This window comes from Lentzea sp. HUAS TT2, from assembly GCF_051853195.1.
GTDB lineage: Bacteria > Actinomycetota > Actinomycetes > Mycobacteriales > Pseudonocardiaceae > Lentzea.
Genome location: NZ_CP196667.1, coordinates 8,184,665 through 8,199,136 on the forward strand (window position 1 = coordinate 8,184,665; position 14,472 = coordinate 8,199,136).

Below are 14,472 nucleotides of genomic sequence, written 5' to 3' on the forward strand. Positions count from 1 at the left end.
GTGTTCACCCGATCATCGACATTTCCGCCGCGGAGTCACCTGGACGCGGCGGCGCTCCACGGCTCTCCCCTGTCGCGCTTCATCGGAGGGACCTTGAAGTTCGCGTAGGAGTACTTGCCGGTGATCGAGCCGTCGGCGTCGAAGTGGAAGACGTCCATTCCCTGCCAGACCATGCGCGGGCCGTGCCGCAGGAGCCCGAGCAACCGCAGCAGCGGGTAGACGCCGCGGCCGTTCCGCCCGGCGACGTCGATCCGGCACGCCCAGCGGATCGCCGCGCGTCGCCCGGGCTCGTCGACGAGCTTGTCGTGCACGTCGAAGCGCATCGCGCCGTACCTGCCGGCGAACTGGGGCGCGAACTCCGCGCGAATCGCGGCTTTGCCCTGGTGCTTCGCGCCGTCGCCGGGCTCGTACTCGGCGTCGTCGGCGAAGAAGGCCATGACGCGGTCGAGGTCGTTGACGTTGAAGGCGTCGACGAACTCGTCGACCGTCGCGGACAGGGAGCGCTGCTGCTGGGTCATGGGTCGTGGCCTCCGGCCGCGCAGGGGTGTGGTGCTGACCAGCCGGACAATAAAGGAACACCGTACTTTTATCAAAAACACCTGGTAGAGTGCCCAGCGACATGGAAGCGTCGTTCCGGCGGGCACGGCGCCCGGACCAGAAGGAGCAGCGGCGGGAGACGATCCTCGCGGCTGCCCGCGACCTCGCCCTCGACAAGGGCGTGGCCCAGGTCAGCCTGGGCCACATCGCGGCCGCCGTCGGCCTGGTGAAGTCCAACGTCCTGCGCTACTTCGGCACCCGCGAAGAGATCTACCTGCAGCTCACCATGCGCGACGGCACGGACTGGGCCGACGCGGTGCGAGACCGGCTCGGGGACGCCTCCGGCATCGACCAGATGGCCTCCGCGCTGGCGGACTCCTTCGCCGAGCGACCCCTGTACTGCGACCTCATCGGTCACGCCGAGACCATGCTGGAGCACAACGTCTCGCTCGAGGTGCTGCACACGTACAAGCTGTGGGCGATCGACATGTACGCACGGGTCGGCGAGCAGATCATGGCCGCGTGCCCGGAGCTGACCGGCAGGGACGGCTCCTCCGTGGTGTTCGCCGCGGGGGCGTTCGTCGGCAGGCTGTACCCGCTGTCCCAGCCGCCGCCGACGCTGGCAGAGCTCTACGCCCGCGAGCCCGGGATCGCGGCGGTGTTCCCGCCGTTCCGGCCGACGCTGCAGCGCTTCGTCGCGGCGACCGCCGCCGGCCTGCCCGCGGTCCGAGGCGATGCACCCTGAACGAGCACTGTCCTGAGAGGACCGAAGCCTTCCCAGGACAGTGCGTGGATCAGGAGCAGGCGCTCACCTCACCGTGATGTTGGAGTTGCCGCTGCTCTGGTATCCCTCGGTCGCGAGGATCATGTAGTAGCTGAAGTTGCCGAGCCGCATGTTGGCGCGGCTCCACGCGTCGAAGTGGTTGCCGGTGGTGATGGACCCACCGGTCCGCCTTTGCTGCCGGACGCTCCAGAACTGCGGGAAGGTCTTGTTGTTGCCTTCGACGGAGGGCGCGTTGTACCGCATGGTCTGGTAGATGTCGTACGTGCCGCCGTCAGTGGTGACCGTGCCCTTGTAGGTGCCGGTGGGCCGGTAGTTGCCCCAGTTGTCGACGATGTAGTACTCGACCAGCGGGTTCGACGTCCACCCGTACAGGGTCAGATAGGCGTTGCCGGACGGGTTGAAGCTGCCGGAGTAGTTCACCGTCCGCCGCGAACCGTTGCTCCATCCCTTGCCGCCGACGAAGTTGCCGACATTGCTCCACGAGGTGCTGTAGTTGCCGCCGGAGCCGAAGTCCATGCAGACCCGGCCGCCGCCGTCGGTCCAGAACGAGAAGTAGTAACCGCCGTTGTTGCCCGTCTGGCTCGAGCACGTCGCGGCGGCACCGACATCGGCACTGGCCACGACCGGTGTCAACGCCATGACCAGCGCAGTGCAGGCGCCGCCGACCAGCAGTGCGACACGGCCGCGTTTGCGGCTCGACGGTCCGAAATTGCTTTTAGCCATTGCAGTTCTCCTCGTCATCGAGGTTGGTACGGCGGCCAGGCAGCACGAAATTATGCGTACGAATGAAAGATGATCGTGATGACGGCCGCCGTCAATTCGGACACTAGCAGCGCCGAACCCAACTCCGTAAGGTTGCCGAGAAGTTTCGAAACATTGCCACGAACCTGAGTCCGCTATAGCAGGCTGCTTTTGTGTCCGCCAAACAAGTCGAATCAATCGAATTGTTCGACGGCGAGTTCTAACCGAAGTTCACGTCGCTGCACCACATGTAGGCCTGGTCCAGATGCGAGGCCTGCCAGATCGTGAACACGATGTGGTGTCCGCGGTAGGCGCCGGAGGTCTGGACGTTGAACGTGATGTCCTTGGCAGGGGCGTACCTACCGGTCTGCGTGATGAAGTCGAGGTTGCCCCAGCCGAGTCTCTGCGTGGTGGGGTCGTACCCGTTCTTGCTCACGTAGACCCGGAAGTAGTCGGCACCATGCGTGGCCTGGTCGTACAGGTGCATCGAGAAGGTGCTGCCGACGTTGGTGGTCTTCCACCGTCCAGGTGTGTTCAGGGAGTTGTTGCGGGACAGGGCGTTGCTGCAGAGCTGTCCGTCCGGGGTCGCCCCCTGGAAGTTCCCGCGGAGCCCGTCCCGCAGCGCGCTCATCCAGTTCCACATGGTGTCGGAGTTGGCCTGGAAGGCCTGCCAGCACATGGGATCCTGTTGTTGCATGGCGGGATTCGTGTGCTGGCTGCCCCAGGTCTTCCAGCACTGGTAGGCGCGGGTCGCGGGGCCGACGATGGTGCCGTGCGCCGAGGCCGGCGGGGCCCAGAGGACGGTGCAGGCCAGCATGCCGACGACCACGGCGATGATGCCTCGACGTCTGGTGACGGAACCGGAGGTAGTGCGCAGACGCATGGTTGAGCCTCCATTCTCCGATGATCGAGCAACTGCGATCGATCTGGGGAGCGCTCCCAACTGCACCGTATCCGTCACCCTCCGGGATCGCAACGATGCGTTGCGTGACAGACCTCGGTCACCCCTGGCCTGGCCGACCGCGGTCTGGATCTTCACCGCGGGGGTGGACCACCCCGACGCCGCAGGCAGGAGGGGAGGCGGCGATCAACGCCGCGGCCGTCAGGGCTTCCCTTTGCCTGCACGGGAAACCGTGCGATTCCCGCCGCGTTCGACTCGATTCGACAGTCGAAAGTGGACCGGCGTGGCCGCCCAGAACCTGTACCCCCAGTGTTGAATGGCAACAGGTTCTGGGCTCCCTGGCCGAACCGCGGCTAGCGCGGCAGGACGAGCCGGTTGGCGATGTCGTACAGGTCGGCCTGGGGCACCGGGCCGGCGACGACGACCGGGGCTCCCCCGACCGCGTCCAGCACCCACAACCGGTGGTAGCCGTTCTCGTCGGAGTAGCGCGTCGCGTGGCCCTGCACGGGTTGTCCTGGTGTGGCGGGCGGTTCGCCGACGATGGCAGTGCTGACGTGGACCGTCGGCAGGACGGTGCACGTGCCCAGCGAGTAGCTCGTGTTGGTCTCCTGCTTGGCCGGGGACCGGTCCAGGCCGGGGTCGACGCTGAAGGCGCAGATCCGCATCCCGTTGGGCAGGTCGCGCAGGCCGTACGCCGGGGTGACGGTCGTCGTGCCGGGGAACTGGATGTTCTCCGCGATCCGGCGGCCGGTGTCGACGAGTTGCTGCGCGGACGCGGTGCTGCCGTGCTCGGCGGACACGTTCACGTACATCGACCCGCCGTCGGGGTGCGCCACGTACAGCTCGTACCCGCCCGGCCCGGTGGACACCGAACTCTCGACCCCGCGCTGCCCCTTGATCGTCACGGGCGCGCCAGGACCGGACTTGAACATCGCCTCGTCCACCGACGTCATCCGGAACTGCTGGACGTCGACCTCCAGGACCTGGCCGCCGGCCGTGACGGTCAGCATGTACTCGCCGCCGAACAGGGGTGCGGCAGGGTTGGCCGCGGTGGCCCCGATGTTGATCCGCTGCGCCCGGTAGGCGACCGCGCCCGGCGGGAGCCAGCCGAGGGAGAACGGCATCTGCAGGCCCGCGGGCTTTTCGGCAGGTGCCGCCGACTGGCTTCCCTGGGAGCCGTTGGCGGTGGCGATCGTCTGGGACTGTTCCGCGGAATCCGGCCGGTTCAGCACCACGGCGGTGACCGCGCCGAGGGTCAGCACGGTCGCCCCCGCGGCGACCGCCAGCGGCCGGCTCAGCCCGGAGCGCCTGCTGTCGATGCGTTGGCGCGCCGCGGCGAGGACCGCGTCGCTGTCGGGCGCGTCGTGTTCGCGCGCCGTGAAGGTGTCCTTGAGCAGGTTCTCGATGTTCATCACGTCTCCCTGGCTTCCGCCATCTGCTCGATGGTCAAGCCGTTTCGCAGTGTGGCCAATGCCTTGTGGGCGTGTGCGCGGACGGTCGCCTGGGCGCAGCCGAGCAGCCCGGCGATCTCGGAGTCGGGCAGCTGCTCGTAGTACCGCAGCACCACCACGGCGCGCTGGCGCTTGGGCAGCCGCGCCAGGCGCTGCCACATGTCCTCGCGCACGGCGTGGTCCGACGCGAAATCGTCCGCCCGTGCCTCATCGGGAGGGTCACCGGACGTGATCACACGTGCGGACCAGCTGTGTCGCCAGGACAGGTAGCCGTTGGTCACCATCCGCAGCACGTACCGCTCGGGGTGATCCGCGCGGCTGATCCGGGACCAGTGCCGGTACATCTTGACCAGCACGTCCTGCACCAGATCAGCCGCCTGCTCCCGCTCACCGGTGAGCATCGTCGCGTACCGGAGCAACCGCGGCAGTTGCGCTCGGGCGAAGTCGTCGTAGTCAGCCATCACTCTTGAAGACTCACACCGACGGCGAACCGTTTACCGGCTTCCCGGATAAACAGGTTGATCCACTCGACAAGTCATAGAGGCAAGGGGAACACCACACGACGTCACAAGGGGCGACCTGTGCACAAACGCGGTTTCATCCACGCGGCGGTCTTCGCCGTGGTGGCCACCGGTGTGGCCGTCTTACCGGCAGCGGCGCAACAACCCACCACACCGGCTCCGGCCGAGGCATCCAGGACGGTCACGCTGATCACGGGCGACAAGGTGACCGTGACCAGGAAGGACGGCTCCTGGGACGCGAAGATCCAACCGGCCGCCCGGCTCGGGCCGGTGAAGTTCGTCAAGTCGGTCAGCGCCAACGGCGTCACGGTGATCCCGTCGATCGCCGAGCCGCTGATCCGGGCGGGCAGACTGGACCGCGAGCTGTTCGACGTGACCGGCCTGATCGAACTGGGCTACGACGACGCCCACACGCCCGAGATCCCGCTGCTCGTCGAGTCCACAGGCGCACGAACGCTCGGCAAGATCACTCGTGAACTGCCGTCGGTCGGGCTCTCCGCGGTGGCCACGCCGAAGAACAAGGCCGCGGAACTGTTCGACAAGGCCGATGTCGGCAAGATCTGGCTCAACGGCAAGGTTCATCCATCACTGGACGTGAGCGTGCCGCAGGTCGGCGCGCCGGCCGCCTGGCAGGCCGGGCACACCGGGGCGGGCGCGACCGTCGCGGTCCTCGACACCGGCTACGACCCGAAGCACCCCGACCTGGCCGGAATCGTGAAGGGCGAGAAGGACTTCACCGGCGAAGGCATCGTCGACAACGTCGGGCACGGCACGCACGTCGCCTCGACCGTCGCCGGACGCGGAGCCAAGTACACGGGCGTCGCCAAGGGCGCGGACCTGCTGGTCGGCAAGGTCTGCCAGAAGAACGGCTGCCCGTTCGACGCGATCCTCGCGGGCATGCAGTGGGCCGCGGACAGCGGCGCCAAGGTCGTGAACATGAGTCTGGGCGGTGGGTCCGGTGACGGCGTCAGCGACCCGCTGGAGATCGCGGTCAACCGGCTCTCGGCGGAGAAGGGCACGCTGTTCGTGGTCGCGGCCGGCAACGACGGCCAGAGCAGGCCGGTCGCGAGCCCCGCGTCCGCGGATGCCGCGCTGGCCGTGGCCAGCGTGAGCAAGCAGGGCGTGTACAGCAGGTTCTCGCAGCCCGGACCGCGGTTCAAGGACCACGCCGTCAAACCGGACATCTCCGCGCCCGGTGAGGACATCGTGGCCGCACGGGCCGAGGGCACGTTCACCGACCGCGCTGTCGACGAGCACCACGCCCGGCTGACCGGCACCTCCATGGCGACGCCGCACGTGGCGGGCGCGGCGGCGATCCTGGCCGCGCAGCACCCGGACTGGACCGGCCGGCAGATCAAGGCGGCGTTGATGGGCAGCTCGACCCCGATCGACGCCACGATCTACCAGCAGGGCGCCGGACGGCTCGACGTGGGAAGGGCGTCCAGGCAGACGATCATCCCCAGCGAGGGGAGCCTGAGCCTCGGTTTCGTGCGGTGGCCGCACAACCAGCCCGCGCTGACCAAGCAGATCACGTACCGCAACACCGGCAGCACACCGGTCTCGCTGCAGCTGACCGTGGACGTCCCCGCGTTCCGCACGAACGTCGACCAGGTCGTGGTGCCCGCCGACGGCGAGGCCGCGGTGACGGTCACCTTCGACCACTCCGCCGCGCCGATCGGTGTCTACGGAGGCAGGCTCGTCGCCAGGAGCGGCGACACGGTGATCCAGACACCGGTCGGCGCGTACAAGGAACCGGAGAGCTACGACCTGACGACGAAGCTCGTCGACCAGAACGGCGCCGCACCGGCCGACGGTGTGCTGGCGAGCGTGATCTGGGTTGCGCTGGGCACCGGCCGTGACGACTTCGACCTGCTGGGCGACAACAACACCGTGCGGCTGCCCGCTGGCCGCTACGCCGTGATGGGCACGATCCAGACAGCGGTGCCCGGCCATCCCCTGCCGACGAGCACCAGGGTGGCCGACCCGGAGGTCGACCTGCGCGGGGACACCACGGTCACGCTGGACGCCAGGAACGGCAAGAAGGTCACCGTGCAGGCCGACGAGAAGGACGCCCGCCCGATCTCCTGGACGAACGGGATGGTCGTCGACACCGGGGCGCGGGGCGTGGGCTACTACAGCATGTCGGACTACGACGACTACGCCGTGCCCACCACCAAGCACACCAAGGAGTTCCGTTACTTCGACCGGATGAAGCTCGAACGGCCGGAGGTCCGGCTGACGGTCGACAGGCCCGAGTCGTTCGAGATCCCCGTGGAGTGGGTGTTCGACTCGCCTCGGACGACCGGCTCCCGTGCGCTGTCCGTTGTGGACGTTGGACACGCCACACCCGGCGAGATCGCCGCGGCCGACCTCAAGGGCAAACTCGCGGTGTTCACCCTGAGCGGCGGTGAACGCCTCGAGTTCAGCCCACGGGTGCGTGCGATCGCCGAGGCCGGCGCGTACTCCGCGCTGTTCCACTTCTCCGGCAGCCCCGTGCGCGTGATGGAGGCGCCGCCACTCCCGCTGACAGCCACGTTCAGCCCCGATGGCGCTCGGCTGGCCAAGTTGCCGAACGCGTCCGTGACGCTGACCGGCCTGCCCGTGAGCCCGTACCGGTACGAGCTGGTGTTCCCCAGCTACGGGGACGTTCCGGCGAACGTGACCTACCGGCCGCGCAACAGCGACCTCGCCACCGTGAAGACGACCTACCGAACGCCGGCGAACGGTCTGGGCTACGTGTCGATGTTCGCCACTGACGGGAAGTACGAGCTGGAGGGCGCGCTGGAGTCGACACTGACCCCGCTCCCCCTGGAGCGGACCGAGTACTACTCCCCCGTCACTTGGACGAACTCCGTGACCGTGTCGGCGGGCGGCGCCGCGCAGACCTACGAGGCCGCCGAGCGGACCTTCAAACCCGGTGACAAGGCCACTGTGGACTGGGGCAAGGCCGTGATCGGGCCGCACGTCTCCGGGTCGGTGGGCTTCTTCTCGGCCGAGCCGCACCTGGCGTACCGCGCGGGCGACCAGATCAAGGCCCGGCTGCCGCTGTTCTCCGACTCGGCCGGCCACTCCGGGTTCCCCGACTTCAGGGACACCGGCGACACCGTGCTCCACGCCGACGGCAAGGAGATCGCCCGCAGCGGCCAACCCGGCAGCGGACAGTTCACGGTGCCCGCGGGCGCGGCGAACTACCGGCTCACCGCCGAGGCGAGCCGGAACAACCCTGGGTGGCCGCTGTCCACAAAGGTCAGTGCGGAATGGGGTTTCCGTTCTGAGCACACCACAACCGCCACACCACTGCCGTTGCTGTCGGTCAGTTTCGACCCCGAACTCGACCTGACGAACCACGCGCCCCGCAACGCACTGTTCCCGGTGCCGCTGCGGGTCGACCGCCAGCCGGGCGCACCGGGCGGCAGGGCCGAGCCGAAGCAGGTCGAGGTGTCCCGCGACGACGGCCAGACCTGGCAGCGGGTGCCGGTGCTGCGGGTGAACGGCACCTGGTCGGCACTCGTCCAGAACCCGGCGTCCGGGTTCGTGTCACTGCGCGCGAAAGCTGCTGACCAGGACGGCAACACGGTGACACAGACGGTCATCAGGGCCTACCGGGTGAAGTGAGCAGCGGTAGAAAGACGCCGCGGCCGCCCGCAGGTTGCCTGCGGGCGGCCATGGTCACCTGGTTCACTATTTAAATAGTGAACCGTGCTACCTTCGGCTCGTCGATGACGAGAGGAGGTGGCCGTGACCATGCGAAGGCATGACGGCGACGTGCTTCCGGTCCACGCCGAGGGCGTGGGCAAGAGGTACCGCAGGGGGTGGGCGCTGGAGCCGACGTCCCTGGTGATCCCCGCGAACCGGGTCGTGGCCCTCGTCGGCCCGAACGGTGCCGGCAAGAGCACGTTGATGGGGCTCGTCACGGGCCTGCTGCGCCCGACGGCCGGTTCGATCGCCGTCTTCGGCGAGCAGCCGCACGGCAGGGGGCTGCATCCCGCGGTGTCCTACCTGGCCCAGCAGAAGCCGTTGTACCCCCAGCTCACCGTTGCCGAGACGCTGACGTTCGGCGCGCGCACGAACCCCACCTGGGACCAGCACTACGCGTCTCACCTGATCGAGCAGGCCGGGGTGCCGGCCACCGCGAAGGTCGGCACCCTGTCCGGTGGGCAGCGCACCCGCGTCGCCCTGGCCCTGGCTCTGGGAAAACGGCCGCGGCTGCTGCTGCTCGACGAGCCGCTGGCCGATCTGGACCCGCTCGCACGGGAGGCGGTGCTGGGCGCGTTGATGACCGAGGCGAGGTCCCAGGGCATTACCGTGGTGCTGTCCTCGCACGTGCTGGCGGAGCTGGAAGGTGTGTGCGACCACCTGGTGTTGCTCCACAGAGGACGGATTCTGCTGGCCGGGGACGTCGACCGGCTCAGCACGAACGGCACCCCGCTAGGAGAACTGGTTCTGCACCACATGCGTGCGGCGGCGGCACAGGAGACAGCGGCATGATCTGGGCATCGTTGCGGTTGCAGCGCGTACAACTGCTCACCCTTCTCGGGGTGCTGATCGTCGGCACGGGTGTCATCGTGCTGCTGCGCTCGTCCATGGTCGGTGCGATCACCTCGGCGCAGCTCACCCAGTGCGCGGCGGAGGGCGGCGGCGCGTGCACGTCGGAGGCGCAGAACGCGTTCCTGGGAGACTGGAGCAACCTCCTCCAGATCGCCCGCCTCCTGGTCATCGTGCTGCCGATCCTGGTCGGCGTGTTCATCGGGGCTCCGCTGTTCGCCCAGGAGCTCGAGAACGGCACCCACGTCCTGGCCTTCACCCAGTCGGTGAGCCGCACCCGCTGGATGCTCAGCAAGCTGGTCGTCGCGCTGGTGCCCGCCCTGGTCGTCGTGGTGGTGCTGCAGTACCTGGTCTGGTGGTGGCTGACCGCCGCCGGCACGCTGGGCCCACGGGGCAACGGCGCGTGGAACCCCGTCAACTTCGGCATCGACCACGTCTCGCCGGTCGCGTACACGCTCTTCGCCTTCGCGCTCGGCGCGTTCATCGGCGTGGTGTCGCGGCGCACCCTGGTGGGGATGACCGCGGCGTTCGGCGCGTTCGCCGTCGTGCGCTTCGCCTTGGCAGGGCAGGTGAACCGCTTCGTGCCGAGCGAGCGAAGGGTGGACGGTTCCGGCCAGGCCGACGGCCTGCGGGTCGGCTCCGGCTGGCTCGACGCCGCGGGACAGGACGTGCCTCGGGACAAGTACTGGCCCGTGACCGATACGTGCCTGAAGGCGCCGTCGGGACCGCCGCGCGGGCAGGAGGAGTTCCTCGCCTGCATGCGGGAGGGCGGCATGGCGAAGGCGTACACGGTCGTCCTGCCGGAGAGCAGTGCCTGGCTGGCACACCTGTACGACGCGGCGATCTTCGGAGGGTTCGCGGTGCTGCTGCTGGCAGGCACGGTCTGGGCCCTGCGCAGGCAGGCTTGAGCGTGGTGGACGCCCTGGAGCGGGAGAGCACCTATGCTGGCCGACGTGATCGAGTTCCGGATCGACCGGCACTCCGGGGTCTCCACCTACATGCAGATCGTCCACCAGGTCGAGCAAGCCATGCGACTGGGACTGCTGGCCCCAGGAGACCGGCTGCCCTCAGCGCGGGAGGTGGTGGACGCCACCGCCGTCAACCCCAACACCGTGCTCAAGGCCTACCGCGAGCTCGAACGCGAAGGACTCGTGGAGGGCCGCCGCGGGCTGGGCACCTTCGTGACCAAGTCGCTGGCCTCCGAGGCGACCGCGGGCGACGACGCGCCGCTGCGCAAGGAACTGGCTCGCTGGATGCGTCTCGCGCGGGAGGGCGGCCTGGTCGTCGAGGACGTCGACGCCCTGTACTCCGCGGTCCGCGAAGAGCACTACCCCGTCGAGGAACGATCATGATCCCGTTGAGCGCCACCGCCGTCGGCAAGCGGTACCGCAGCCGCTGGGCGGTCCGCGACTGCACCTTCGCCCTCCCAGAGGGCAAGGTCATCGCCCTGGTCGGGCCGAACGGCGCGGGCAAGAGCACCCTCCTGCGCATGGCCGCGGGCCTCGCCCGCCCGAGCACAGGGGAACTGGAGGTCTTCGGCACCCCGGTGCGCGGCGGCACCCACCCGGACGTCTCGTTCATGGCCCAGGACCGCCCGCTCTACGGCGGACTCACCGTGCGCGAGATGGTGCGCGTCACGGCCGGCATGAACGACCGCTGGTCCGCCGACCGGGTCCAGGAGGTGCTGGCGCTGCAGGCGGGCGTCGACCAGGGGGCGAAGATCCGCACGCTGTCCGCGGGCACCCGCACGCAGGTGGCCATCGCGCTGGCGCTGGGCCGGCTCCCCCGGCTGCTCCTGCTGGACGAGCCGCTGGCCGACCTCGATCCCCTGGCCCGCGACGAGACCCTGCGGATCATCATGGCGGAGGTCGCCGATCGCGGCACCACGGTGGTGATGTCCTCGCACCTGCTCGCGGACCTGCGCGAGGTGTGCGACCACATGCTCCTGGTCGACGAGGGCCGGGTCCAGGTCGACGGCGACATCGAGGAAGTCCTGGCACGACACCGCATCCTGGTCGGTCCGGCCGCAGACGAGTCCTCAGTGGAGGGAACGCTCGTCAGTGCCACCCGCACCCAGCGCCAAGCCACGTTGCTGCTGAAGGACTCCGGGCCGGCACCTCAGGGCTGGACGGACGCGGAACCCGACCTGGAGTCACTGGTCATGGGCTATCTGCGCGCGTCACGCGCACGGTCCTCGGCGTCGCGCGGATAGCGAACCTCGCCGTCTCCCGATCTTCCGGGGGACCTGACTGATTCTCCTTCACACGGCTCGCCCTTTCGGGTCGGCCGCGCGGCTTTGTGCTGCCTTCTTCCGGATTGGACACAGCCAATGCACGGTGATGCGGACTCGCCTACCCAAAAACTGCTTCCCAGGCCGGTCATCTGGGGGCCGCCGCGCCGACGCGGCCGGACCCGATGGCTTGTCTCGACGGGTCTCGTGATCGCGGTGCTCGCGGCCGTCGTGGTCGTTCTCCGGACCGGCTCGGACGAGTGGCGATCCCGCTGCACCGAGTTCACACCGGTCGCGGGTGAGGTGCCCGCCGTGCAGAAGGCACGTCAGGCGCTGGTGAGCGCCGGACACGATCCCGTGCTGTCGATGGAGATCGTCGACCTGGACACCTGCGCGACGGTGCTGTCCTGGAAGGGCGATCTCGTTCAGCCGACTGCCTCCGTGGTGAAACTGCTGATCGCACTCGACCTGCTGCAGAGAACGTCCACGAACTCCGACGACGTGGAGAACGACATCACCGCGATGCTCACGCGCAGCGACGACGGCGTGGCGAGCCGGTTGTGGCAGCACGGCGGAGGGTCGGAGATCGTCACCCGCCAGGTCAAGGCGCTCGGCCTGCGCCACACCCGGCCGCCGGCGGTCGCGGGACAGTGGGGCAGCACGGTGACATCGGCCTCGGACGTCTCCCGCGTCTACCGCCACATCGCCGGCGCACTCGAGGCTGAGGACCGTGAGCTGCTGACGACGGCGATGGCCGCGGCTCCGCGTGCCGCGGCGGACGGGGTCGACCAGTACTTCGGCATTCCCAGCGGACTGCCGGGCGCGACGTGGGCGGTCAAGCAGGGCTGGGGCAGCTCGGGCGATCGCCGGGTGCTCAACAGCACGGGGTTCGTCAAGCTCGGTCGCACCTATGCCGTGACGTTGCTGAGCTCCTGGCGCAAGGACGTCGACCTCGCGACGATGAGCGCCGCGCTGACCAAGGCCGTGGAGGCTCTCCGCGGCAGTCTGGCGTGATCCTTCAAGACGCACGTCTACGACCTGGCTTAGCGTTCTTCCGTGCCCGATCGGAACGGAGGGAGAGCGGTGGACGAGTTCGCGAGCGCGGTCCTGGTCGCCGCGGTGCAGCACGCACTCACCGCGGAAGGAATCACGGTCCCGGCTCCCACACCGGCCGGCGCGCTCGTGCCGCTCGCCGTGAAGCGCCGGTTGCTGGCGGAGGTCACGCGGACACACGGCCTGCTCCCGATGCTGCGCGTCGGCCAGTACCTCCCCCAGCTACCGCCCGATCCGGCCATCTCGGCCCTCTCGGCCGCCGGCACGCCCTCCGACCTGTTCGACCGGTGGAGCCGGCTCGAGCGCTTCGTCCACTCCCGTCATCGCGTGGTCGTCCGCGCGGCGGGTGCTGATCAGCTCGTCGCCGAACACGTCGGGCGATCAGGGGCGCAGCCGGAACCCGCCGAGGACGTGCTCGTGCTCGGGGTGCTGGCGGCGCTGATGACGGCGATCGGCACCCGCGGGGTCGTCGTCACGCTCGAACCGCACCACCAGGTGGTCTACGCCGACGGCGTTCTCACCCCTCCCGACGCCGGTCGTGGCACCGCGCTCTGGCGTTTCACCTGGTCCGGACACTCACCAAAGCCTGCGCAGGTCGCCGGCACCGACGTGGCGTCACGCGCACGCCACCTCCTCGCCGGCGATCTCGCCCGCGGCTGGACGGTGCACGCACTGGCGTCACAGTTCGGCACATCGGCACGCACCCTCCAGCGCACCCTGCGGCCCGCCGGTGGGTTCACCGCCCTGCTCGCCGCCGTCCGCGCGGACGCCGCCGCGGACCTGCTCATGAACAGCACGCACCCGCTCGGCATCGTCGGCTTCGCCTGCGGCTACACCGACCAGCCCCACCTCACTCGCGAGTTCAAACGCCGCACCGCCATGACGCCCGCTGCCTACCGGTCCGCGTTCACCCCGCATCCGGCGAAGGAGACAAGAGCATGAACCTCACCGGAACCACGGCTCTCGTCACGGGCGCGACCCGCGGCATCGGCCGCGAGCTCACCCGTCAACTGGTCGCGAGCGGCGCGCGGGTGGTGGCGGTCGGGCGCGACCGCGACCACCTGACGTCACTGGCGGCCGAACACGGCGACCTCGTCCACGCCTGGCCTGTCGACCTCGCCGAACCGGCGGCGGTCGACGCCTTCGTCCGCGACGTCGCCGAACGCCGTCCCGACATCTCCGTGGTGATCAACAACGCCGGTGTGCAGACGCTCACCGACTTCTTCGCCGACGACCCCACCGCGCTGCGGCCGGTTCTCCGCCGCGAGATCGCCGTCAACCTCGACGCCGTCGTCGCGCTCAGCACCGGGTTGCTTCCCCACCTGCGCCGGCACCCCTCCGCCGCGATCGTCACGATCACGAGCGGCCTCGCGCTGGCGCCCAAGCGCTCGGCGCCGGTCTACTGCGCCACGAAAGCCGCGGTGCGCACCTTCAGCCGCGCGCTGCGCTACCAGTGCCAGGACGCCGCACCCCACGTCCGGGTGATCGACGCGGTGATGCCGCTGGTCGACACCGACATGACCCTGGGGCGCGGCAGCGGCAAGATCAGTCCCGCCGACGCCGCCGCAGCCGTGATCGCCGGCATCGGCCGCGACTCCGACGAGATCCACATCGGCAAGGTCCGCCTGCTGCGGACGCTCATGCGGATCTCACCCCGGCTCGCCCACCGCGTCCTGCGCGACAGCTGATGCCGAAGCCGTGGACGACGC

General features: G+C 69.2%; 13 protein-coding genes and 1 pseudogene. 9 read left to right on the forward strand and 5 right to left on the reverse strand.

The features are described from left to right. Positions 1-35: 35 nt before the first annotated feature. Positions 36-518, reverse strand: a complete 483-nt coding sequence (locus ACSHWB_RS39015) for a YybH family protein (RefSeq protein ID WP_439658331.1) — start codon at positions 516-518, stop codon at positions 36-38. Between the two features lie 101 nt (positions 519-619). Between ACSHWB_RS39015 and ACSHWB_RS39020 the strand changes: the two genes are divergently transcribed. Further along, positions 620-1,282, forward strand: a complete 663-nt coding sequence (locus tag ACSHWB_RS39020; RefSeq protein ID WP_439658332.1) for a TetR/AcrR family transcriptional regulator — start codon at positions 620-622, stop codon at positions 1,280-1,282. A 63-nt stretch (positions 1,283-1,345) separates the two neighbouring features. Here the strand turns inward: ACSHWB_RS39020 and ACSHWB_RS39025 are convergent, their stop codons facing one another. The 4 genes from ACSHWB_RS39025 to ACSHWB_RS39040 form a co-directional block, all read right to left on the reverse strand. Then, positions 1,346-2,044: a glycoside hydrolase family 11 protein gene (locus ACSHWB_RS39025; protein WP_439658333.1), complete on the reverse strand. Its 699-nt coding sequence runs from the start codon at positions 2,042-2,044 to the stop codon at positions 1,346-1,348. Positions 2,045-2,282: 238 nt separating this feature from the next. Then, positions 2,283-2,945, reverse strand: a complete 663-nt coding sequence (locus tag ACSHWB_RS39030; protein ID WP_439658334.1) for a lytic polysaccharide monooxygenase auxiliary activity family 9 protein — start codon at positions 2,943-2,945, stop codon at positions 2,283-2,285. A 371-nt stretch (positions 2,946-3,316) separates the two neighbouring features. Further along, positions 3,317-4,375 (reverse strand): hypothetical protein, encoded by a 1,059-nt coding sequence (locus ACSHWB_RS39035; RefSeq protein ID WP_439658335.1) that lies wholly within the window; start codon positions 4,373-4,375, stop codon positions 3,317-3,319. After that, complete coding sequence (locus ACSHWB_RS39040; protein ID WP_439664747.1) at positions 4,375-4,875, reverse strand: SigE family RNA polymerase sigma factor; 501 nt, start codon at positions 4,873-4,875, stop codon at positions 4,375-4,377. The genes ACSHWB_RS39035 and ACSHWB_RS39040 overlap by 1 nt, the downstream gene beginning before the upstream one ends. A gap of 120 nt (positions 4,876-4,995) precedes the next feature. Between ACSHWB_RS39040 and ACSHWB_RS39045 the strand changes: the two genes are divergently transcribed. The 8 genes and pseudogenes from ACSHWB_RS39045 to ACSHWB_RS39080 all read left to right on the forward strand — a co-directional run bounded on the left by ACSHWB_RS39045 (position 4,996) and on the right by ACSHWB_RS39080 (position 14,451). Beyond that, complete coding sequence (locus ACSHWB_RS39045; protein WP_439658336.1) at positions 4,996-8,550, forward strand: S8 family serine peptidase; 3,555 nt, start codon at positions 4,996-4,998, stop codon at positions 8,548-8,550. Between the two features lie 129 nt (positions 8,551-8,679). Next, positions 8,680-9,192 (forward strand): annotated as a pseudogene (locus tag ACSHWB_RS39050) (ATP-binding cassette domain-containing protein); the annotation flags it as partial. Between the two features lie 227 nt (positions 9,193-9,419). Next, positions 9,420-10,388 carry a hypothetical protein gene (locus ACSHWB_RS39055; RefSeq protein WP_439658337.1) on the forward strand — a complete coding sequence of 323 codons (969 nt, stop codon included), beginning with the start codon at positions 9,420-9,422 and terminating at the stop codon, positions 10,386-10,388. 45 nt (positions 10,389-10,433) lie between these two features. After that, a complete protein-coding gene (locus ACSHWB_RS39060) occupies positions 10,434-10,832 on the forward strand; it encodes a GntR family transcriptional regulator (RefSeq protein ID WP_439664748.1) in 399 nt (132 codons plus the stop codon). Continuing rightward, positions 10,829-11,692 (forward strand): ATP-binding cassette domain-containing protein, encoded by an 864-nt coding sequence (locus ACSHWB_RS39065; RefSeq protein WP_439658338.1) that lies wholly within the window; start codon positions 10,829-10,831, stop codon positions 11,690-11,692. The genes ACSHWB_RS39060 and ACSHWB_RS39065 overlap by 4 nt, the downstream gene beginning before the upstream one ends. A 225-nt stretch (positions 11,693-11,917) precedes the next feature. Further along, positions 11,918-12,724 carry a serine hydrolase gene (locus ACSHWB_RS39070; protein ID WP_439658339.1) on the forward strand — a complete coding sequence of 269 codons (807 nt, stop codon included), beginning with the start codon at positions 11,918-11,920 and terminating at the stop codon, positions 12,722-12,724. Between the two features lie 69 nt (positions 12,725-12,793). Next, complete coding sequence (locus ACSHWB_RS39075) at positions 12,794-13,705, forward strand: helix-turn-helix domain-containing protein (protein ID WP_439658340.1); 912 nt, start codon at positions 12,794-12,796, stop codon at positions 13,703-13,705. Further along, entirely contained in the window at positions 13,702-14,451 is a 750-nt protein-coding gene (locus tag ACSHWB_RS39080) for an SDR family oxidoreductase (RefSeq protein ID WP_439658341.1), read from the forward strand. Before ACSHWB_RS39075 ends, ACSHWB_RS39080 begins: the two co-directional genes overlap by 4 nt. Positions 14,452-14,472: the final 21 nt, after the last annotated feature.